Source organism: Bifidobacterium saguini DSM 23967, assembly GCF_000741715.1.
Taxonomy (GTDB): Bacteria; Actinomycetota; Actinomycetes; order Actinomycetales; family Bifidobacteriaceae; genus Bifidobacterium; species Bifidobacterium saguini.
In genome coordinates, this window is the sequence record NZ_JGZN01000008.1 from 56,872 (window position 1) to 79,556 (window position 22,685).

The window sequence follows — 22,685 nt, forward strand, 5'->3', positions numbered from 1 at the left end:
TCCCCTATCGATGTGGGCAATTAAGACTCGCACGATATGTTGTTATGCCTGATTTCCGAACGTTCCCATGAACGTGATTTGCGATCGCCATAATCAGCCGTAATCCGATGGGCTATTGCATGCCGTTCATGGCAGTCATGAAATGAGTTTCACCATGAACACCGATATCCACTCGCCCAATCATCCCGTTGCCAAGGCCGCGCACAATTCTCGTTCACTATGGTGTTTGTCCGCATATCGCAACTGGTTCATTGCCGATACAGCCGATGTGTCCGCAGTCAGTTTGCGAACATTTGTCATACCGCTGATTGGTCTGGCTCTATCCGGTTCTGCTTTTATCTCGGGGTTACTGGTCACCATCGAATCCGCTATAGGGCTGGTACTTATGTCGATTGGTGGCGCGATAGCCGATCGTCACGACCGTAGACGGTTAATGATTCTGCTCGGTCTTATTGGCATGATCTTATCTGCTGCAACGACTGTTCTTCTCACTTTCGACATGATGAATACAACAGCATTCATGCTGTTTGTCATTTTGTTTGCCGTGATGAACGGCCTGTTGGGGCCTTCCAACGATGCCATGCTCAAATCAATCGTGCCGATGGAACGATTCGCCAAAGCGCAGGCGATACGCGAGGCGCGCGAATCCTGCGTCGAACTATCCGGTGGCGCGATTGGCGGACTCTTATATAAGATCGCCGGCTGGTTCCCGTTCCTTGCATCCACAGTGCTTTATCTGGCAGCGGCCCTCACCGCATTGGCATTGCCGAGGAGGACGGCAGTCGTAACCGAGAAAGGACCAGCAGATCAGCGAACTGACAGCAGCGCAACGACGAATTCGTCATTTCTCGACCAGTTCATTGAAGGTTGGCAATGGACGCTGACCAGACGAACGGTTCTTGCGGCTATCGTCCAAGGAGCGGTCATCAATGTTGCTTGCTACGGAAGCATTATCGGCGTGCAAATCATGCTTGCCTCACGTGGCACGGACGCGGCGCTCATCGGCCTGGTCGGCACAGCCACAGGCATTGCCGCATTGATTGGTTCGCTGGCTGCCGGTTGGCTGGTCGACCATATCCCGACTGGCAAGCTCATCATGCTTACTTTCGCCGTGTTCACACTGGCGATGATTCCCCTGCTGTTTACCGATTCATACATCGTAATCGTCGCATGTATGGTGGCGGCTTCCCTACTGTTCCCGGCGCTCAATGCCGGTGAACTCGGATTCATCTACGGACAGACGCCGGATGATATGCAAGGAAGAGTGTCTACCGTATTCGAGACCGCAATCGGTATCCCCGGAGCTTTGACGCCCGCACTGGTCGGATGGCTGCTGCAAACGCCTCAGTTTGGTTTCCAGGCGGTCATGATGCTGGTTGTTGCCTGTGCGGGCGTTGGTCTACTGCTTGCCTGCATCACTCCGACGCGGAATATCCCGTTGCCGGCGCAGTGGGAACAAGCTGAGCTTTAAGGCAAAAGTTTCATTGTCATCCGTTGCTGTCTTTGGGCAATGGATGGCAATGAACGTGAGGCCCCGATACGTTGCCATAATTGGTATGTCTAGAGCAGTCAGATTCACGTTTCGAGTGAAAGGGAAAACAACATGGATGGCAGCACAGAATGCAACCAAGAACAGACTTCGAATGCACAACGCGGATATCGTCTGCCGGCTGGCTTTGAGCGGTGCTCGAAGCTGAAACCAGTCGCACAGGCTCCGAGTGCGTTGGAGCGGGTTAAAGCCATTGTGGACATTCTGTATTCACCGGGCGGCTGCCCGTGGGATGGCAAGCAGACGAATCGTTCGCTGCTCAAACCGCTGCTTGAAGAGACCTATGAGTATGTGGATGCAATTGAAACGAACGACAGGGATAACATGCGCGAGGAGCTGGGCGACGTGTTACTGCAGTCGGTGTTCCAAGCACGGGTATGTGCAGCCGACTCAACCGATCCGTTTGATATTGACGAGGTGGCCGATCGTCTGGTGAACAAACTCATTACCCGCCACCCACACGTCTTCGAGCCTGATGATGACGCTGATGATGCAGAAGATGAGGCGCAAGTAAATGAGGCTACGCTTTCCCCGGAGGAAACACTCGCTCTGTGGGAGCGGATGAAACAGCAGGAGAAGCATCGCAAGTCCGTGCTCGAAGGCATCTCACACGCACAAGGTGCGTTGCCTCGCGCCGCCAAAGTGGTTTCTCGCATCACGAAATCAGCGCACAAGGATGAACTACTCGCCGTTTTCGATGATGCAATCAAGACGAATGATGTTCAGAATTGCCACGAAGAAGCCATATCGGATTCACCAATCACAACGAATCCTTTTGATTCGAATGCTTCGACTTATGCCGATGAAATCCTCGCCATCGTACGCCATGCTCAATCTGAGGGAATCGACATCGAAGCTGCATTACGCAACCGACTGCGTGACGTAGAAACCGCCATCGCCTCGCATGAGCAAGAATTTGACGGAGAAGCATGATTATTGTTAGGAACCTCTCCGCTATGTAAAACGTTGAGTATGCGCATGGTTCGGCTTGGCATGTACTTTTGACGTTAACCGAGTTGCTTCGATTTTCCAGACTGTAACGGCGTTGATCTGCGCGTCGGTGAATTCGACGTGGGGCATATGCGCCTGATGCGCCATAAGCAACTGCAGTCCGCGGCGACGTTCTTCGAGACCATTCACAATCGAGGCGATGCCATTACCAATCACCGAGGTGAACGCTTCGCCCCAATTGCAGGCTGTGCGCCCCTCGATGACCTCGCAGTCAGTACGCATGGCGAACGATACGGGCAGACGATTGTTTGCAGCGCGAATGGCGTCGAGTTTGCGACCATGTGACGCCGAATGAATCCATAGCGTGAGAGCGCCGGACGCTAAATCATAGTCATACCCGAAGTTGAGCGGCACCATCGTCAGACCCTCGGCATCCGCATAGGCAACATCGACGATATCGCATCGGCTGATAATCTCACCTATCCGAGCGAAATCGATAATCTCCCGATCCGCTCGCCGCATTCTGCGATGCTCGCCAGCAATAGTGCGCTCATCGTCTCGGCGTTTTGGCGCATGCAGACTATCCGTTGGATTGGAGCCATCATCCATGCCAGTCATGATTGATATCCTTCTCGTCTCATAGTTGCATCACAAACTATTCGGATACGGATTGCGACATTTCAGTCGCTTCCGTATCCTCTTCGTCAAGGCCATCCAGGCTGGCTTCGCGGAGGGAGGTGAGGCCGGTGTCGGGATCCTTGTAGGTCACGTAGGCCTTGGTGGACACCTCGAGGATTTCACCGGTCTTGCTTTCCGGAGCGGAGACGATGACCTGGAAGCCGAGGCGCGGCAGCACGCTCAACGCACGCTGCGTGTACCGACCGTCCGCCTTGATCAGCGCCTCGTCAAGGAACAGTGTGGTGTAGCTTGGCTTCAACCGGTTCTCCATGCCACCGCCCAGCAGGTAAATCAGTGCAGCTCCATAGACGAACGAGGTGAGTTCCTGCAATGCGCCGCCTGATCGGCCGCCGGTCGAGGTGATGCGCTCATCCGGGCCGTCCGCATGATGCACGATGGCGTAGAACGAGGAGCGGCAGCGCGGATCAAGATTACGGGCACCATATTGTTTGATGCCGTTGGCGTCCTTGACCTGCGCGAGCTCGTCCTTCAGCAACGTGATCATCGGCGCGCACGCGGCAAAGGCTCGACGAGACTCAGCGCGTTTTGTTTCGTCGTCCGCTTCACCGTTCGCATTCTTCCAATCGTTCAGCGTGCCGATGGCTCTCGTAAGCTGACTGGAGAACACACGTTCCGGCCGGCGCACATCCGCCTGCAGGGACAGGCTGCCGTGCTTGGGACCGAATTGCTGACCTTCCAGCATGGCGTTGATGCGATCGAGCTGGTCGTGAATATCGGTGGCATCCGTATCAATAGCGCGCTTGATGGTCAGGAAACTCATCAGCAACTGTTCGAGGCAACGCTGGTATTCAGCTTCTGTGGCCGTGGTGGCAGCCAGCTGCGTGAGGCTCTCGAGCTCATCAAGGTAATAACGGTAGTCCTCCACGCTGGCGGTGAGTGCATCGTCGTCCGACGCCCAGACGCCAATATAGGCGCTCATCTTCGATTCCACCGCGGTACGAGCCGCGGTTGCTTGAGTCTGGAGCATGGTGATACGTGCGCCGATGTCCTTGGCCATGCCGGTGAGCACACGTTCAGCGAAGTTGGACGAAGCAGCCCCCGCGCCGATAATCATGTGTGCGCGCATTGCAGCATCTTCGAGACCTGCGAAACGATTCTCATAGGCCTCAGCCAGTACGGCAGTCACATCGCTTGGCATGGCTTGTGCAGTCGAATGTTCTGCGCCGTTCTGCTCTTCCGCTGTGTCTGCATGATGATTCAGCCACAGCAGTGCTGCTTCCACAGCTTGTGAGGCCGAGGTTGCAACCTGTTCGGCTTGCATGCGGCGTTCATCCAATTGCTCGAGTTCAGCGGTCAGCTCATCCTTGCGAGCGGCTAGCTCGGCAAGCTTAGGATCGTTCTTGATAGAAGCGATGGAGTCTTCGATATCCGTGATAGTCTTGCGAGCGCCATCGATGTCGATGCGCTCCCAGGATGTATAGGCAAGCTGGTTGGCGAGTTCGAGTTCGCGGTGCAGTTTATCTGAGTTTTTCTTGGCTGTTGTGTAATCGGCGTCCGCCTGTTTCAATGCTTCCTGAGACTCGTTGATCTGCTGTTCGAGACTCTTCAGATAAGCCTTGTTGACGAAACCGATGACTTGTGCGCGATCTTTGATGCCGTGCTGACCGCGGGCACCGGATTTAATCTGACCGTCTGTCTGCACTTGGCGTGTGTTGCGATTGGTATCATCGATGGCCTTTACGCACAATGCGTCATAGCGCTCGGACTGGGTTTGCGAGCGCAGCCATCCGGCGAATGGCGAGTCTTCGCGGTAACGCAGTTTGTCAGAGAGCCATTCATCTTCGTCAGACGCGGCGACGTCGGTTTTATCGACGTTCCCGTAATCGCTCGTGGTATCCACGAATTGCCAGGTGCGTCGGCTCATCGCGTGCGGGTCGATGGTGCTGACTTTTGCGGCGAAGCCTTGTTCGTGGCGCTTATCAACCAGAATGGTTTGCGCGAAAGATCCGTAGGCCACGTTCATGGCGATGCGCCAACGTTCGTCACCCTCCTTGACATCCATGAGTTCTGCGACATAGGGCAGATCCGCCGGCGTGAGTCCGGTGGCGCGGGCCAGCATCGCTCGGGTTTCGTCCATGTGCTGGGTGATGCGTGTGCGTTGGGATTTCTGTCGATCGTAGTCGCGCTGCAGCTTTTCGAGTGTGTCTCGGGCGGCTGCGCGCGCGTTCATTGTCTTGGCGAGCTGCTCCTCGCATTCGCTGACGCGCTCATCGTAGGTTCGTTTGAATTCGACGGCGTTGATGCGGCGTGCGGTCCATGATTGTTCACTGTCAGGCAACTGCTCATCAATGGATGCGAACGTTTGTTCGATGTGTTTGCGGGTGGATTCGGTTTCTTCCAATGCGCGCTTGGCTTGGCTCAGCTCCATTTCGAGACGGGTGAGGTTGCCGCCGTCCAATCCTTGCATTTGGCTGCGGATCATATCGATACGGCTACGCAAGCTTTCCACATTGCGTCGCGCATTGCGTGCTTCGGATTCGTAGGCCTGTGCCTCGCTGCGGTCAATAGGCAGCTGTGCGCCGACTTCCGCGCGCATGCGCGTCATGACCCAGTCGCGCAGTGACGCCGGAACGGTCTCACCATCGCCGCCCGCAACGATATCGAACATATGTACGCGCTGATTGGCTTTGGCATACTCGCCATAGGCATCCTGGATGCCATGCAACGCGTCCATGCGCTTGGTCTTCTCCTCCATCGCATGGAAGTTCGCATCGTAGCGTTCGTAATCCTCGACCGTGGTGCGTGCGAGTTCCAATGCCTCCGGCACACCAAGTACACCTTGTTTGAAGATGTCGTCGAGCCTGGATGGAGCGTCTGCGGACTGGATCTTGTGCAGCAGTCGGCAGGCCTCCTCGCTCAGGCCCATGATCGACCAGATGTGATTGTGGAAAGCTTCCGCACTGGGGAAAGTCAGGCAGTCGGGGTAGGTGTCGCGCAACTGGCCGGGCGTGAACGGGGATTCGCGATACTGGTCCATGAGCCTGGGATCGATGGGCTTGCCCCAGACCGCGTATTGACGGCGGACGTCGGCGCGGCCGTCGCCGGGCTGCAGGTAGAGGAATTTGGCGCAGGACAGGATTTGACCGGAAGTCTGGTTCCGGTAGGTGTCCACGATGGCGCCCCATACCGCTTGTGGCGCGCCGGTCGTCTTGTCCTTTCCGCGTAGGTAGATGGGTTCGTCACCGTGCTCGGTGCTGCCAACGCCGATCATGCCTCTCAAATACGTGTAGTCGCTGCGCTCGGAGCGCCCGGAGTTGGATGCCTTGTTGAACGGGGTGCCGGTCGGATACAGCAGGGAGATCTGCGCATCCACCAATGTGGATTTACCGGATTCGCTGGCACCGGCGAGCAGGGTCACAGGGAGGGTGGAGTCCGTGGATGGACGGAACTCATGGTAGCCCTCGTAGGAACCCCAGTTGATGAGTCTGCGGCTGACCATCATCCAACGGTCGGCGATCATCTGCAGTTCTGCGGCTGCCATCGTCACTCCCCTTCCTTCATAATGCTGTCGGTATCGTTCGCGGCGTCATGCTCATTTTCGATATCGCCGATCGTCGTTTGAGCGTTACCGTCTGCAGCATCGAACAATGGTTCGGTAAAGAGGCTTTCGTCTGGGATATCGTCAGTTGATTCATTCGAATCGGCATCTGAGGATTCTGCCGGTCCGGCATCTATGACATTCGATTCGTTCAAATCAGCCGTATCACCCAGATTTCTCGCTGCAGTATCCAACCAGGTATCAGCCAGTTCACGATCAAGCACTACAGGCACCAGCGGGGTGATAAGATACATGGCTTCATCATCCAATCGGTTCAGATACCCGTAGGTGATCATCGCGGAGACGATGGCGCTGACCTGTTTCAGTACGCCTTCCTCATCGTTGCGCGAGGCGAGATATCCTGCACCCGAGGCGAGCGCGGCGCGAATCTCCTCGAAGCTCACTAGCCATTCGGACTGGTCGGTTCGCGTGTTCTCGTATTCGAGCACGCGAATACGGAGGAACGCGAGCAAGGCCGCTTCCTCACGTTTCAAGCTGGCTCGGGTTTTGAGCGCGCGCAACGCCACGTTGTCATTGGCCACTGGAGTGGCATACATGATGCGGTAGCGTTCGTTGACCACCAACGCGAGCAGATCGTTGTTGAGGGAGCGTTCCACTGCCTCGCGATTGTCATTGACCAAATCATAGAGCTGGCCGGAAATATAACGTTCGCGTTTCAAGGCGATGGCGGACATGCGCGCGTCCGCGGTCATATCGCCGTGGTCGTCTTCAAACAGGGCGTATGGGTTGGCGACTGGTTCGCTCATGCTCATCCTTCCTCCACGATACTGTCAAGTTCTTCCAATGTTGCCCAAACCGGGCTGGTGATCCAGTCTCTTGGTGTCCCATCCAAAGCGATGCAATGCCAGACCACGCCGGCAGCAGCGCTTGCCGTTGACTCGTTACTTGGAATTCCGTTTGATGCACTCGCCGCTGGCAGATTCCCGAGGAATCCGACGATTTCGCTTTCACGGCGTTCCCTCTCCGGCAGACGATTGAAGCTGTCGGCAACATTGACTGTGCCATGTTCGATGGCAGGATTGCGGCGAATCAGTTCCACCATGTGCTTGAGGCGCGGGCCTCCGCCTTCGACCATGTCTTTGAGATTGACCTGCGGGACCTGAGCATCGGCAGCATCCAAGGATTCCAAGCCTGGGGTTTCGGTATAGGTCATCGAACGTGCCGGACGCATTGGCAATGGGGCGAACAGGGCGCTCGCCGTGTTGGTTGCATATGGTCGTGCAGTATCGCCGGCATGGGCTTTCGCGTCGGCGTTGAGGTTCACATAGAGTCGGTTCAATCGGCTCATCATCGTACGGTAACGCGTGTCGGTCTGTTGACGCACCAGTCGGCTGATGGCCTCGTCGGAGACGCGCATCTGATGACGTACCGCTTCTATGCCGTCATAAATCCTAGAAAGTTCATCTCGAATCTGTCCCAGCAATGCCGCGGACTCCCCTGCCAGATACGGGGTTTTGGCGATGTCACGCAGCGCGGAGTCGATCTGCTGGCGGCCTTCGTCGGTGATGATCACTTGGAAGGCGTCTTCGAATCGGCGTCCGGAATCGGATTCGCTGAATGAGCGGCGGTATTCCTCGTGATACCGGTTCAGGGTTTCGTCCACGCTCATGTCGCCGGCCTGCATGCGGCGGCGCAACGCATCGCCGTTGTCGCGTTCGGTGAGTACGAGCTCGCGCAAATCAATCGGCACGCCACGCAGCGTGTTATGGATAACGGCGATCACATCCTCTACCTGAGCCTGGCTCAGTGTGGCATGCTGCTGCCCCTGTTGGATGCGTTTGATCTCATGCTTGCGTTCTTTGATCTCACTGTTGAGCAGTCGGACTCGTTCGCCGGGGTCGGCGGTCAATTGCATGCGTGCATGCTCGATTTCCATGATGATGCTGTTCGCCTGTGCGCCGGACAATGCGCGGGATTCATCCTCCAGACGGCTCAGGGCTTCGATGGCGCGATGTGCGCGGGCGGTGAGCCTGTAGAGGAATCGGTGTGATGCGGCATCGTGCGAGTTGGCGAGCCATGCGTAATCGCCTTCGCCTTCGCGGGTCAAATCGGCGAGGATACGATGGGCTGCTTCGCTGTAGGACTGGTCTTTCAACGTGTATTCGCCGCTGGAGGCCAGCAGTTCCAGGCTATGAGCGAAGCGTTCCTCTACGGTTTCGCGCGGCAGCTCGCCGGTCAACGGGTCGAAGGCGGCACGCAGTAATGCGACATACAGCATGGCATGCTGACGCAAAAGAAGACGAAGCACGCCGGTTTCGTAAATCGGCCGCAGACGTTCCATTTCCCGTCTGATATCGCCCATGCGTCTCCTTTGCGTCGTGCCAGAATGACGTATCGACGCTAGCACATTGGGAGGAAAGAACTACTCTCCGCGCAACGCCTCCGTGGGCGTCAGACGAGCCGCGCGCGATGCCGGATAGAAGCCTGCGATGATGCCGACCAGCACCGCGGCACCCCATGCGGCTGGCAATCCAGTCCAATCCAAGGTCAATGGCTGGCTGGCGTTCATGGCAACGCTTATGGCAGTAGCCGCACCAATCACAACACCTGCCAGTCCACCGATAGCTGACAATAAAGCCGCCTCAGTAACAAATTGCATACGAATGTTGCCGGGCGTGGCACCGAGCGCACGTCGCAATCCGATTTCCCCGCGTCGTTCCATCACCGTGACAATCATCATGTTCGCGATGCTCATGCCACCCACGGCGAGCGCGATGGCGCCGATCATGAGTCCTAACGTGGTGAGCGAGTCATTGGTGGCATTACGCGCTTGGGACAGGTTCGCAGAAGCCGCAACGGATACGTTGCCTCCGGAAAGGTTCGCCGCATGGGCGATGATGCGGCGCAGGGATTCGGCGTTGCCTGGCTTGGTACGCACGTAGATCTGGCTGATCTGCCGTATCGAGTCCTCTTGATCGGGATAGTGGTTGATCGCCCATTTGGCTCCGATGATGACGGATGAGTTGATGGACTGCGCTTGCGGAGCAGATTCGAGAATGCCGATGACGCCGTACCATTCGTTGTCGATGAGGATGCGGTCGCCCGGCTGGTTGACGCCGAGTCGATAGGCGGCTTCAGAGCCGAGGACCGCGACCGGCAGATTTTCATTGTGCTTGTTGATCCCATGCCCTTGGGCAAACGTGGCGTCAACGGCTTTGAGCGCACCCGGTTTCATTACGGATACAGCGAGTGCGTTGCCGTTGGTTTTCGGCACAAGCTCGTTTTTGAAGACCTGCGCATCCTTGGGCGGGGTAAGGAACACCCCGACCTGTTCGACGGCAGTTTGCCGTGCGATGGTGTCAGGCGCATAGGCGGGCAATGGTACGGGTTGGCCTGTGGCATCCTGACCGGGGGCCACGACCTGCAGGTTCGCGCCAAGCGCATCGAGTTGCGCAAGCAGAGCGGCCTGGTTGGAAGCGGCGATGCCGGAAAGCGCCACATAGGCGGCGACTCCTAGTGCAATGCCCAGCGAGGCGAGAATGGTGCGAGAAACACGGCCTGCGGCACCAATCCATGCCGCATGCAGGAGATCGGCCAGACGCGTGACGAATGGTTTACGCATGGCTGTCTCCTTATTCAAGTTCCGTAACCACACCGTCCTGGATATGCAGACGGCGTGGGAATCGTGCGGCGATGCTGGGATCATGGGTAACGACTACAAGGCTTGCGCCTTGATCGGAAGCCCCCATGAGCAGTTCGATGATGGTATGGCCGGTATCGGTATCGAGTGCCCCGGTAGGCTCATCGGCGAAGATGATGTCGGGTTGTTTGGCCAAAGCTCGAGCGATGGCGACGCGTTGCCGCTCTCCACCGGACAGTTGGGAGGGCTTGTGGAATACGCGTTCGCCGAGTCCCACCTGCTCGAGTGCTTCGGTGGCTCGTTCGCGACGAGCGCCACGCGGCAGTGCAGTGTATTGCAGTCCGGTCATCACATTCTCCAGAGCCGAAACGGTGGCGATGAGATGAAACTGCTGGAATACGAATCCGATGCGCGAAGCCCTGAGCTCGCTACGACGCTTCTCCCCTATGTCAGCCACGTTCGCGCCATCGTAAGCAAGCGTACCGGAGGTAGGCATATCCAACGTGCCAAGCAAAGACAGTAAGGTTGATTTGCCGGAACCGGATGGTCCCACGATGGCGATGCGCTCGCCGTGGCCAATGGTCAACGTCGTGCTGTGCAGAATCTCCAGCGGATTGCCGTCCCTGCCAGTGAACGCTTTGGTAACATGGTCCAGACTCAGCAATGCAGTCATGAGACCACCACCTTGTCTCCCTCCTTCAGACCATCGGCTTTGGTGATTTGTGCCTGGGCACCAGCCACCAATCCGATTTCGACGCTGATGCGTTTGATTTCGTTGCCACGAATCACTTCAACCGCGTACGAATTGCCGGTGCCGGCAATCAACGCGGTAACCGGTACGATGAGCGTCTCCTCATTGGAGACGTTCGCATTTGGAACGATGACTTGGATGGTTGCCGGGCCGAATTGCGCCACCTGCGTCTGGTCGGGGAAATCGATGCGTACGGAAGGCGAGGTGACCTGCCCGTCCTTGCCAGTGGATTGGCCTCCCTGGTCAACAGCTGTGAGCGCGGTGTCAACCGTGGTGTTATCCGGCAGAATCACCTGCGCCTTATCGCCTGCTTTAAACGTGGCGGCCTGGGTCGCGGTGATGGTGGATTGCGCATGCAAAGTCACGCCTGTGTAACTGGCCGGGCTCACATTGGTGTCCCCGAGTTTGGCGTTCACGGTTTTGATGCGGATCGGAGCCGTAGACGTCAAAGCCACAGAACCGGGGTTAAACACACCATTGACCGCATCGCCGGTAAGTCCGAGAGACCGTTGCCATTGTTTGATGGCTTCGCGGGTCAGCCAATTGTAATGTGGCCCGACTTCGCCATTGTAGAAACCAAGTTCCTTGAGATTTTGTTCCAACTGGGTTACGTCAGGACCGTCTGCAATGCCTTCTTCGATGGTGCGCCAGAAGGGACGCTCGCCGTGGAAGAGCGGCACCGGTATGCCATCCATCTCATAGACCTGTTCGCCGGTGTTGATTTGCTTGCCGGCCACCGGCAATTGGGTGATGATGCCAATGGCGGCGGCAAAATCGGAGGCATCATCATATTTCAATGTTGCCCCTAGCCGGGTTTCAGCATTCAGCACACCTTTAGTGACTGGCTGCGCGCGCAACGTGGTCACATCTATGTTTTGTGTGGGCGATTGACTAGCCGCGGTCATATGGCTGATAAGCGTCCACGGGCGTGTGATCACACAGGTTGCGGCGAGACCTATCACGGCGATGAGCACTATGACAGTGGTAATGATTCTGCGGCGTTTGGAGAATCGTCGTGCTTCCGTTCTGGTCATGATAAACTCCAATCAGTCTTCAATGGGACACCACTCCCATGACCTCATCCATGACTTTGGTGTAGTCGTAGCCGAAATCATCTGGCGTTCCGTCAAAGCCGTAGGTGATGTGCGCGTCGCCGACAGGGCATTCCTTGAAGAATCGACGAAGTTCATCTTCGCTTACGGTTTTAGGAATGAGAATGGTGGTCGGTTCATCGCCGGTAGGGTCAGCTACCCAGCTGAAGCCTTTCTCTCGAGCCTTCTTAGCGAAGTCAAGCGCTGCCTGCTTATCCGCATCGGAATAGGTTGGAGTCTGGCTCAAGTCCTGAGCAGGCTGAGAAAAGTTTGGATTCTTGGCTTCACAGTCCGCGTAATCCTGCCGTTTCGATTCATACGGGCTGCCGACCAGTGCAGTGGAATCTTTGAACGCCACCCATACCGTGCCATAGTCGATGGATGTGAACATGGAATTGGCGTACATCTGCTGGGTGGCGGAGTCGGTGCTCACGCTCATGCCGTTATCACCGGCTTCGACCGGCTGACCATTCGCGTCGAGCATACGAAGCATGACCATGTTCTTGGTGGTTGGGGTTTTCGCTTTGCCGGATGAATCAGGTATTCCGGGTGCAACCGCGGCTTGTGCTTCGAAGCCTTTGCCGGTCAGACAGGAAACGAACTTCTTAGCGTTGGCGTCGGTCGCGAGATTATCCGTAGATCCAGAAGTGTTACCAGTATCGCTGGCATTCGATGCTTGATTGGTGAATGGCATGGAGCAACCGGCGAGTGCGATCAGGCACAATGCCGATGCGGAGGCGGCTGCCAATGTGCGTCTCAAAGTTTGGTTTGGGATGCGATTAAAGGCGCTGGTCATGACGGTTCCTTTCGGCAAACGATTCGTATGTATGCGATGACTTCATCAAACTCCGTTTGCAGTGGTGTGTCGGTGAAGAATCGTTTTACTTTCGCCTTACCTGGGTTTGGAATTTACGGGGCAGTAAAGTTCACTGCTGTCGTTCGCTGAGGATTTGGTTGTAGGCGGCGCATTTCCCGGAGCAGGAGGTGCCGAACGGAATGCCATCATGGCTGGGCCACTGATCGCCGGAATAGGTGTCGAAGAACCGTTTCAGTTCTTCATAGGACACATCGGACGGAATCGTTACGGCCTGAGTTTCACCGGGTTCGGGATCGGCCATCCAAGTAAATCCATCGGAGCGGGCCTTCTTGGCGAAGTCAATCAATATCTGCTGATTATCGGAATCCGAGGAAGTCGAACCGGATGCGCCTCCGCCTGAAGCACTGGTACTCGCATAATTCGGCTGTGCGAAATCCGGATTCGAGGCCTCGCATGCCGCGTAATCGGTTTGTTGGTCCGCGTAGATGGAGCCTCCAAGCGCTTTGGAGTTCTTGAATCCCACCCATGCGCCCTCCTTGGCAGAGACGATGGTATACATCACATCCGGGTACAGCGGGTCAGAGTCCGCGCTGATCACCACTCCGGGGCCGGGCACAATCGGCATGCCATCCTCTCCGAGTCGGCGAACCACTACCGTGGTTTGCGGTGCCTCATCATCAGATGAGCCGACAGACAATAACGCATAGCTTCCTGTGACTTTGGCGTCGAATCCTTTCTCAACCAGACAAGCCGCGAACCGTTTGGCGATAGTCTCCAGTTCGGCAGTGCTGAAATTGGCGGATGGATTGTTGCCAGAGTCATCCGTTGTACTTGTTGTGGTATCAGTGCCCTTGCCACCGGAGTTTATGCCGGTATTATCCTTATCGGCGTTCGCGGCAGAAGATGAGCAGGAGGCCGTTCCGAGCAAGCATGCCAGCACCGCCAGACTCGCCATCATGTTGCGGATAATCTTTCGGTCATGTGTTCTGTTGCCATTCCGTTCGCGTGTCATGATCTCTTGCCTCCACCGAATAAATCCACCGCTTCGTTGCGGTTACTTCCATTCAATCCCTGTTCCGGTACTCCGACAGTGAGCAAAAGGATTACTTTCGCCTTACTTTAAACGCTCGAGAATGAACGAATAACGCATGAATGGGCAGATAATTGGATGTATCAAACACGGTGAGGGGCAAGGCATGAGGATTCTGATTGTTGAAGATGACCGCGAACTGGCGGCCGCATTGGATGATGCCCTGCGCTACGAAGGATATGCGACGAGCATGGCCACGACCGGCGTTGAAGCGTTGAGGATTCTCGCCGAGCAGAATGTAGACATCGTGCTGCTGGACCGAGATCTGCCGGTGCTTTCCGGCGATGCGGTAATGGCCACCATCGCCGCGAATCGCATTCCTGCGGCGGTGATCATGCTTACGGCCGCCGCCGAAATAAGCGACCGGGTGAGCGGGCTCGATTTGGGTGCCGATGATTATCTGACCAAACCGTTCGCCTACCCGGAACTTTTGGCTCGAATCCGAGCACTGCAGCGCCGTGCAGGCAAAGGCCAGGCTACGGCCGCGGTGCTCACGCACGGCGATCTAACCCTCGACACCACACGACGGCTCGTATTTCGCGACCACAGCCGCACGCTCGTCAAACTCACTCCTAAGGAGTACGGCATACTGCTCGAACTTATGCGCGCCGATGGCGGGTACGTGAGCGTGAATGAGCTTTACGAAACCGTTTGGGATGATGCTGCAGCCGCCGAACCGGCCGATGTGGTCAAAACCACTATCTATTCACTGCGGCGCAAGCTGGGCGATGCCCAAACCATCGAATCCACACGCGGGGAAGGATACCGACTCGCATGAGGTGTTTTTCTAGTTGGGTTCTGGCTCCCCTTGCCAGGGGAGCTGGCGCGCGAAGCGTGACTGAGGGGTAGTCATATGCAAGTAATCCAAACGCTACGAACGCACCTCGCTGCTGTTGCCGGCAAACTCACGCCACAATCATTCCGTGCCAAAATCACGCTGGCCATTGCACTCATCATCATCGTGATGATGACGGCACTTATCATCACACAGAACGTCATCGTGGCACATACCACTGCGGAAGCCAGCCAGACGATGACCATGTGCGCGAACTCGGATGGTACCATCTCCGTCACCACGGGCACGGATGCCGAAACCGGCCCCGCATCCAATGGCACCGGAGACAGCGCACTAGTCTGCTACACGGGTACAAGACGGAACCTTGACGGTATGAAACTATACGTGCCCTTTAATTCCGAAGAATGGGATACGGCGAAGGAACAAACCCAAAACGGCAGCCCGTGGATTCTCGACGAATATAACGGCGTGATGATCAATACGGCGAACGCGGTCACCAACACACTAACCACCACCATGCGCACGGTTTCCATCGTCACACTAGCGATTTTTGGCCTTATAGCAGTACTTGCGGCATGGTTTATCGGCACAATGCTTTCCCGACGAATCACCGCAGTGGACCGCCAAGTGGCAGCCCTGCAACCAAACGATTTGAGCGCACGAATCGACGTGAAACCCGGCCATGACGATATCGACCGACTGGTTGATTCCATCAATGGCATGCTCGAACGTGTGGAAGCCAGCGCGGCAGCCGAACGACGGTTCGTGTCCAACGCCTCCCATGAATTGCGCACCCCTATTGCCGCTGTGGAAACCAATCTTGACGCGCCACTAGCCCAAGGTCGTTTCCCTGCCGACGTGGAGCCATCGGTTCGCCGCGCGCTTGCAGCAAATCGTAGAGGTGCCGAACTGGTGCAGGCGCTGCTCACCCTATCTCGCATTCAAAGCGGCACCATTGGCGGCAGCGTCGACAATGAGACTCCCGAGGCAGCAAGCAACACCGATTTGCATGAATGCGTGAACCAGGCACTCACGGATGTCGATGCGGTGATTGCCGATAATATAATCACCGTCAATGTAGAAGGGAATGCTGCCGTACCAGCCAACCCGGCATTGCTGAAACTTGCTGTAGGCAATCTGCTGCGCAATGCCGCAATGCATAACGTAGAAAACGGTTCCATCGATGTGGCGATAAGCACTACGCAGGATACTAATAGAGACGGCAATGACGATAAATCCACTAATGAAGCATCGCTGACCGTGACCAATTCCACCGATGAGGCATTGCCTGACGATTTGGCTGAACTCATTCAGCCTTTCCATCGCGGCCAGAATTCTCGTATCAGCGCTACCCCCGGCGTCGGACTCGGCCTTTCCATCGTAGATGCCGCCTGCCAAGCCATGCACGCCACCCTGGAACTCACCCAGCCCACGCCGAACAAATTCCAAGCCACCATTCGATTCTGAAAGCTCTGCCTCCCTCTGAAGGGCCGAGCCGTGTATCGAATAGTCCAGTGGACTATTCGAAGGCGAGGTGCTTGACGGCAGTCAAGCCAACAACAAGCGAACGAAGTTCGTCCATAGTTGCAGGACGAGGTGGCATCGCGAAGTGATGACGGAGGGAGAGAAGCGCAGACGTAGGTCTGCAGAAAACAGTATCGGCTGCAAGCCGATTCCAACATTAGGTATTGCCTTTCCTATCAATCCCCGATACATTGGCGAGAGGTATTAGTTCCCTCGTATGAAACGGAAAGTATTGTGACCGCTTCGAATTCGCCCGCAGACAACACCAACCAAAACTCCGGCAAGCCAGCCAAATCCGGCAAACTCGAAGTCGCCGACCTAATCACCATCGGCGTATTCGCTGCGCTCTACTTCGTGATGGTGTGCGTGGCCACGCTGGTGAGCACCCTGTTCACCGGTGGCTTCGGTTCCATCTTCCTGCCCGCCATCGCCGCGCTGATTTCCGGATGTGTCTACATGCTGCTGGCCGCACGACTAGGCAAGTTTGGCGGCATTACCGTCATGGGCGTGGTCATTGGCCTGTTCCTCTTTATTTCCGGTCATTTCGTGCTTTCGTTCATCGCCAGCATCGTGTTCCCGGTTGTTGCCGACCTGATTGCCAAAGCCGGCAAGTACAAAAGCAAGGCTCTACTGCTCGTCAGCTACGTGGTTTTCTCCTACGGACTCACCGGTCCGATCCTGCCGCTGTGGTTCATGAAGGACGCCTACATCGCCAGCCTCCAGGCACGCGGTAAGGATGCGGCCTACATTGACGGAGTATTCGCCAACATCAACACCGGCACGTTCTTCGTCTCGATGGCCGCGATTCTGGTGTGCGCCATTATCGGTGGCTGGTTTGGTCAGAAGATGATGAAGAAGCACTTCATCAAGGCCGGCATCGTCTGATGCATTCCAGCTCCTCCACGGAACCTGTGGCATCCAGCTCGCAAACGTCTCTACAGCCCTCGGTGGTCGCAACGACACCGGGGGCGCCCATATGTTCAGCCGTTGTTGATGGCTCCGCATCCAAACAATCCAATCAGCGAGCTCGTGCCTCGCGTACGCTTGACCCGCGTACGAAACTGTTCATGCTCCTGGTGGCCAATCTCATGTTGTTCTTCCATGTGAGCGTCATTACGCAGATCATTATGGTCGTGCTGTTTCTGATTCCGCTCGCGGCCGCAGGGCGTTGGAAGTTGACCATGAATTTCGCTCTCACCTATGCAGTACTTACCGGATTGGGTCTCCTAGACCCTGAAGCTTTGGGGTTGCCGTGGATCCATGTGGTTTCCGCATTGGCGGTCGGATGCACAATGATGCTGCCCTGTTTCATCACTGGCGCATACGCATTCACCACCACCTCCCCAAGCGCGTTTATTTGTGCGATGCGGCGCATGCATGCACCTGAATCCGTGGTGATTCCCTGCGTGGTCGTGATTCGATTCTTCCCCACCATCGCCGAGGATTACCGGCAGATTCGTAATGCGATGGCCTTACGCGGCATTGCGGCAGGCGGCTGGGAACTGGTCCGCCACCCTGCACAATCATTGGAATACATCCTCATCCCGCTGTTGATGAATGCCACCAATGTGGCTCAGGACCTGTCCGTAGCAGCACTTACCAAAGGCCTTGGGCGCGAAGGAACACACACCTCGCGCACTGAAATCCGCATGCGTTTCGTGGATTGGCTCATGATGATTGTCGTACTGATTCCGCTGGCGTTGGATATTGCCGGGGTGATTCGCTGATGGCAGCCGAAATTTATTCAAACAACGTGTCGTTTACTTATGAGCATGGTGACAAATCAGCTTTAATCGACATCATGTTGAGCATTCCAAAAGGTCAATGCATTGTACTGTGCGGCACCAGCGGATGCGGCAAAACCACCTATTCGCGTGTTGTCAATGGTTTGATTCCGCAATTCTTCCACGGCGAATTCAGTGGAGAACAGCATACTTGCGGTATCAATACGACTGCCGACCCCATCGACAAACTCACTCCCCTAGCTGGCAGCGTATTCCAAAATCCCAAAACCCAGTATTTCAACGCCAAAGTCATTGATGAGCTGGCGTTTCCCGCGGAAAACATGGGACTGTCGCCGGAAGAAATCAACCATCGAATCGCTGAAATCGCGCGACGATTCAATATTGAATCATTACTGGATCGCAGCATCTTCCATCTTTCCGGAGGTCAGAAGCAGCGTATCGCCCTGGCTGCGGCAACCATGCTGAGTCCAATGCTACTGGTGCTGGACGAGCCCACCAGCAATCTGGATTCGGTCGCGATTGCGCAAATGCGCGAGCTCATTGCACAATTGAAGGCTTCAGGCATAACCATCGTCATAGCCGAGCATCGCCTCGCTTGGCTCAACGGCATCGCCGACCGATACATCATCTTCGACAACGGACATATTGCACATGAATACGAAGCCGACGAATTCCTTGCACTCTCCCCTGGCTGCATCGCCGCGATGGGATTGCGTGCTCTTGATTTGCAGCCGTATAGGCAACGTATCAAAGCACTCGAATCACTAACTGATACACAATTGGCTTCGACTTCGGATACCAACAGTTCAGGCCTTGCTTCGGCGCAACATGACGATGCTGCGGCAGCCCATTCAGTCTCATCGCCGTTGCTGTCAACGCATGATCTTGTTATCGGCTATCGAGGACGCGATAGCTTCTCGAGAAGTATTCCAGACCTTGACCTCTGTCCCGGTCAGATCATCGGGCTTATGGGTCATAACGGTTGCGGTAAAACCACGCTGGTACGCACGCTAACCGGCCTTATCAAACCGGCATCCGGCACAGTATTGCTCAACGGCAAGCCCGTCAAACCTCGTGCCCTCACACGCGCAGGATTCCTAGTCATGCAGGACGTGAACTATCAGCTGTTCTCCGACAGCGTGCGTGAGGAACTGCTACTTGGCCTTGACGAAAGCGACCCAGCAATCATCAAACGATGTGATCAGGTGCTTGAAGACCTTGACCTCACACGCTTCGCCGGCCGGCATCCGATGAGCCTGTCCGGAGGCCAGAAGCAACGCGTAGCCATCGGCTCGGCATTGATGTGCGGCAAAGACCTCATCATTCTGGACGAACCGACCAGCGGCCTCGACCGTTACCACATGGAACAGGTAGGCGAACTCCTCCGCCAGCTCGCCGAACAAGGCAAAACCGTGCTCGTAGTCACCCACGACGAAGAACTCGCCGCCGGCTGGTGCACTTCCATCATCAACCTGGAACACAACGGCAGCACAACGAACCCAAACAGCTAAAATCATGCGCGCATTCTTTGCGCACCCGACTTATTAGAAACCGGTAAATATCTACTGCCTCGATTTGCGCGCATATATATTCGAGCCATGAGATGCAGAGCAACACAGCACAATAACAGTACGAACGATTTCGAAGAATGGCCGGACACCAAGCAAGCCTTCAGTAATTTCGTCGTCAACACATCCAACCAATTGGCGGTAAGGCAACCATGATGATAGTCAAACTTGAATGGACCGCTGATATGCCGTCGAACTCACCTTATGCTCTTGACGCGAATCATAGAGGAAGGATGAGTCGAAAGGATTTTCATCAGACGGGCGAGGCTCTGTCGGATTTTTTGAATGCCGTTCTCGAAACAAGCACTACGGTTGAATGGTATAACGATTATTCGGCTGAAATTATTCCGATGATTGATGCGGAACAGGAATGCTCAGCAAGTGATGACATCCATACAAACGACGTATTCGAGCTCGATGAAGCGTTGTTCGATGATGTTGATTGGAAGTTGCAAGATGCGTTGACTTTAATCTCGGATGTTCAACGCATTGGCCAGAAAGGAGTAATGAGTATCGATTTCACTGACGGTAGCATACAGTTACAGCAGCACGATGTCATCCGAATGAGCAACAGATACGCTCTACTGAACAGTGTTGCAGCTCACCGAGATGCACTAACGCGAATAGCAGAATTCAGAACAGGATTCATGACCGTACGAACTGAAAAATACGTAATCCCTCTGAATCAACATTGGCTCCGCGACTTCAACAAAGGACTCGAAATCGCACTCTATGCCATGCGCATCAGTCAGCTGTCATGATTCGGCAAACCTGTACTGGCGTGCGCAGCCTCCGCATAGAGGCCCGCAAGATATACGCCATCCTTTTGCAAAGTGTCGCGCAGAGATCGTGGAGATAGTATTTCTATGATGCGATCGTCGGCATATTGCAATACCCACCAAAGCGCTGCTTTCTCATTCGAAGTAATCCACACATCATAGGTTTGCTCGTCAAGCTGAGTGACTTGTGCGGTATCGAACCAATCGTATATAGGCTCCAGGGTGTTCTTGATGCGCAAGTGAATCGGGATAGCCTCACCATCCATCGGATAGGGACGCTCCCCCATGTGCTTATCCCAATCAAATGGAGCACCCCGCTTAGGGTTGAAGCTATCCAACGTGCGCATCAGCGAATGATCGCTTTCGTTTACCGACAAATCGCGGAAACGCTCCACATGCAGATAGCTCAGATTCTCATATTGATGCATGTGACAAATCAGATAGTATTTGCCATTCCGGTACATTAACCGGTAAGGATCAGCCGCATAGTTTTTCACATTACCTGCAGCATCTCGCCTCGGTACCAAAGTGCCGTCAACGTCATAAGTGCAATAACGGAATGTAATAGCCCGCTCATGAACAATTGCATCATTAAGCAGCTCAATGTTATTGAGAAACTCACGATTGTAATTACGAGGTGTACTTATCTTGCCGAGTGCGCCAAGCTGATTAGACTGACCAGCGAAAGCATACACTTTGGCGATAAGTTCTTGCAGGTAATCGCTATCCGAACGAGAAAGAACCACGCCATCAGCGAGCAGTCTCATTTGTGCGGTATCGAAAATCGGTTCAATATACCAGCCTGGGCGAGGATCAGCGCTTTCGGCGTGCTTCAAATCCTTGCGCTCAATGCGCCCAATCTTGCGACCGAACGGCTGCATCGCCTGCAGCGTATGCAAGTGGGAGCGCACGGTCTTTTCGGTAACACCAAGCTGATCAGCAATCCAAACCGCTGTTATGCCATGCTCCCGGTCCGTGTTCCTATCAAGCAATTCAAGAATGCTTACGACTATCTCAGCAGTCGACGCTGCTGCATAATGCGAAACAGCCATTGCTCGCCCTCCTCTAAGAAACACGAACCAATGAAATAACCGGTAGAAAAGTACCGCCTATTGTAATCCACTATGATGCTGGAACTCATGGAAAACACCACTAAGCAGGAATCCATTGTAAGGAACCATGCGCCTTTGGATAAGACTCTGTTTTTACTTCGGCAATCCTCGGCCCCTACACGGGTATTCAAAGAGTTCGTAATACAGATAGTTCGTAAGAAACTTGATACTTGTGACTTGGACATGGTCATTGATCAGCGGGTCCTCTGTTCCAATGGATTCGGCACATCAGTTGACTTGTATCTTCCTCAAATCAAACTTGGGATAGAAATCTGTTGCCCGACTCAGATAGACATACCTGCTCCACATGAATCGATTCAGCGCACATCTGTTCGCGACGTATTGCTGCAGATCAGGGATACGGATTACTTTCCATTGCAAATGGACGCCTCCGGCTCCTATGAGGAATTCATGCAATCCATTGATGATTGCATCGCGTTGATTCAAGATGAAATAAGCAGGAGAAAACAGCTGGGTACATTTGGCGCTCGATTAGACAAGAAAAAGGAATACGCGAACTACTACCAAGAAAAACATGCAATCATTGTTGCGGATAATGTCATATTCCCCAGCATCGAAACAGTGATTGAAACGCTGTGCAGCGATGCATCTCATGTCAATACGCAATCATTTATTATTCCGGATTCAATGCGACGCACATATGGATCCAGATACTGTCTCTGGTTTCCTCGGCTCACAGTCGGAGGTCACGATATGGTGCGACGAGGATGGAATACGTGGCTTTCCGAGGATGGTAATCGAATCCATGAATGGAAACAAGAGAATAATAATAATGATGAAACAACCTCGATTGGCGACAATCCTGGATGCTTACGGGTTACCTTCGCGGAAACCTTGAATGCTGCAACCATGCAAAAGGAATATCAATTTGTCGGCGTATTCCGTCCCATTTCTAGCAGCATGAACGGATATCTCCATCATTATCAGCGCATTGAAACCACTTTCCCTATCATTCTTAATTCATAAGAATGAAGCAGACCCAAAAGACTTCACTCCAATGGAATTTCATGAGAAGATGGCTTTCAATGCTTGAAGTAAGCCTAACGATAATGA

The 22,685-nt window shown here is 54.8% G+C and carries 18 protein-coding genes and 1 pseudogene; 9 read left to right on the forward strand and 10 right to left on the reverse strand.

The genetic code is table 11. The annotated features are described in order from the left end of the window. The first annotated feature begins 154 nt into the window (after window positions 1-154). Together BISA_RS12535 and BISA_RS06305 are read left to right on the forward strand one after the other, a co-directional pair. Window positions 155-1,471 carry an MFS transporter gene (locus BISA_RS12535; RefSeq protein WP_081890045.1) on the forward strand — a complete coding sequence of 439 codons (1,317 nt, stop codon included), beginning with the start codon at window positions 155-157 and terminating at the stop codon, window positions 1,469-1,471. A gap of 132 nt (window positions 1,472-1,603) precedes the next feature. Continuing rightward, window positions 1,604-2,482 carry a nucleoside triphosphate pyrophosphohydrolase gene (locus BISA_RS06305; RefSeq protein WP_051917377.1) on the forward strand — a complete coding sequence of 293 codons (879 nt, stop codon included), beginning with the start codon at window positions 1,604-1,606 and terminating at the stop codon, window positions 2,480-2,482. A 21-nt stretch (window positions 2,483-2,503) separates the two neighbouring features. On the opposite strand, the gene BISA_RS06310 is transcribed toward BISA_RS06305, so the two are convergent. From BISA_RS06310 to BISA_RS06350, 9 genes and pseudogenes are all read right to left on the reverse strand, one after another. Next, window positions 2,504-3,118, reverse strand: a complete 615-nt coding sequence (locus BISA_RS06310) for a pyridoxamine 5'-phosphate oxidase family protein (RefSeq protein WP_051917378.1) — start codon at window positions 3,116-3,118, stop codon at window positions 2,504-2,506. 37 nt (window positions 3,119-3,155) lie between these two features. Continuing rightward, entirely contained in the window at window positions 3,156-6,680 is a 3,525-nt protein-coding gene (locus BISA_RS06315; RefSeq protein WP_033890877.1) for an ATP-binding protein, read from the reverse strand. Window positions 6,681-6,892: 212 nt separating this feature from the next. After that, window positions 6,893-7,532: pseudogene (locus BISA_RS06320) on the reverse strand (DUF4194 domain-containing protein); the annotation flags it as partial. Beyond that, window positions 7,507-9,060: a DUF3375 domain-containing protein gene (locus BISA_RS06325; RefSeq protein ID WP_033890878.1), complete on the reverse strand. Its 1,554-nt coding sequence runs from the start codon at window positions 9,058-9,060 to the stop codon at window positions 7,507-7,509. The gene BISA_RS06325 and the pseudogene BISA_RS06320, both read right to left, overlap by 26 nt. A gap of 60 nt (window positions 9,061-9,120) precedes the next feature. After that, window positions 9,121-10,320, reverse strand: coding sequence for an ABC transporter permease (locus BISA_RS06330; protein ID WP_033890879.1), 1,200 nt, complete (start codon window positions 10,318-10,320; stop codon window positions 9,121-9,123). A gap of 10 nt (window positions 10,321-10,330) precedes the next feature. Continuing rightward, window positions 10,331-11,011: an ABC transporter ATP-binding protein gene (locus BISA_RS06335; RefSeq protein WP_033890880.1), complete on the reverse strand. Its 681-nt coding sequence runs from the start codon at window positions 11,009-11,011 to the stop codon at window positions 10,331-10,333. Next, window positions 11,008-12,123, reverse strand: a complete 1,116-nt coding sequence (locus tag BISA_RS06340) for a peptidoglycan-binding protein (RefSeq protein WP_033890882.1) — start codon at window positions 12,121-12,123, stop codon at window positions 11,008-11,010. The genes BISA_RS06335 and BISA_RS06340 overlap by 4 nt, the downstream gene beginning before the upstream one ends. Before the next feature lie 19 nt (window positions 12,124-12,142). Continuing rightward, window positions 12,143-12,976, reverse strand: coding sequence for a hypothetical protein (locus tag BISA_RS06345; RefSeq protein WP_033890883.1), 834 nt, complete (start codon window positions 12,974-12,976; stop codon window positions 12,143-12,145). Between the two features lie 130 nt (window positions 12,977-13,106). Next, complete coding sequence (locus tag BISA_RS06350; protein ID WP_033890885.1) at window positions 13,107-14,009, reverse strand: hypothetical protein; 903 nt, start codon at window positions 14,007-14,009, stop codon at window positions 13,107-13,109. A 184-nt stretch (window positions 14,010-14,193) separates the two neighbouring features. Between BISA_RS06350 and BISA_RS06355 the strand changes: the two genes are divergently transcribed. From BISA_RS06355 to BISA_RS06380, 6 genes are all read left to right on the forward strand, one after another. Beyond that, a complete protein-coding gene (locus tag BISA_RS06355) occupies window positions 14,194-14,865 on the forward strand; it encodes a response regulator transcription factor (protein WP_033890886.1) in 672 nt (223 codons plus the stop codon). A 75-nt stretch (window positions 14,866-14,940) separates the two neighbouring features. Further along, window positions 14,941-16,350, forward strand: coding sequence for a sensor histidine kinase (locus tag BISA_RS06360; protein ID WP_051917379.1), 1,410 nt, complete (start codon window positions 14,941-14,943; stop codon window positions 16,348-16,350). A gap of 291 nt (window positions 16,351-16,641) precedes the next feature. Continuing rightward, a complete protein-coding gene (locus tag BISA_RS06365) occupies window positions 16,642-17,292 on the forward strand; it encodes an MptD family putative ECF transporter S component (RefSeq protein ID WP_033890887.1) in 651 nt (216 codons plus the stop codon). Between the two features lie 89 nt (window positions 17,293-17,381). After that, on the forward strand, window positions 17,382-18,134 hold the full coding sequence (locus tag BISA_RS06370) for an energy-coupling factor transporter transmembrane component T (protein WP_033891186.1): 753 nt from the start codon (window positions 17,382-17,384) through the stop codon (window positions 18,132-18,134). Continuing rightward, window positions 18,134-19,663 carry an ABC transporter ATP-binding protein gene (locus tag BISA_RS06375; protein WP_033890888.1) on the forward strand — a complete coding sequence of 510 codons (1,530 nt, stop codon included), beginning with the start codon at window positions 18,134-18,136 and terminating at the stop codon, window positions 19,661-19,663. Before BISA_RS06370 ends, BISA_RS06375 begins: the two co-directional genes overlap by 1 nt. A 290-nt stretch (window positions 19,664-19,953) precedes the next feature. Further along, window positions 19,954-20,481, forward strand: a complete 528-nt coding sequence (locus tag BISA_RS06380) for a hypothetical protein (protein ID WP_152597199.1) — start codon at window positions 19,954-19,956, stop codon at window positions 20,479-20,481. Here BISA_RS06380 and BISA_RS06385 read toward each other — a convergent pair. Continuing rightward, a complete protein-coding gene (locus BISA_RS06385) occupies window positions 20,469-21,551 on the reverse strand; it encodes a helix-turn-helix transcriptional regulator (RefSeq protein WP_051917380.1) in 1,083 nt (360 codons plus the stop codon). The two genes, BISA_RS06380 and BISA_RS06385, sit on opposite strands and share 13 nt — an antisense overlap. Window positions 21,552-21,623: 72 nt before the next feature. Here BISA_RS06385 and BISA_RS06390 point away from each other — a divergent pair, with 72 nt between their 5' ends. Beyond that, window positions 21,624-22,598: an AbaSI family restriction endonuclease gene (locus BISA_RS06390; protein WP_033890892.1), complete on the forward strand. Its 975-nt coding sequence runs from the start codon at window positions 21,624-21,626 to the stop codon at window positions 22,596-22,598. Window positions 22,599-22,685 lie beyond the last annotated feature (87 nt).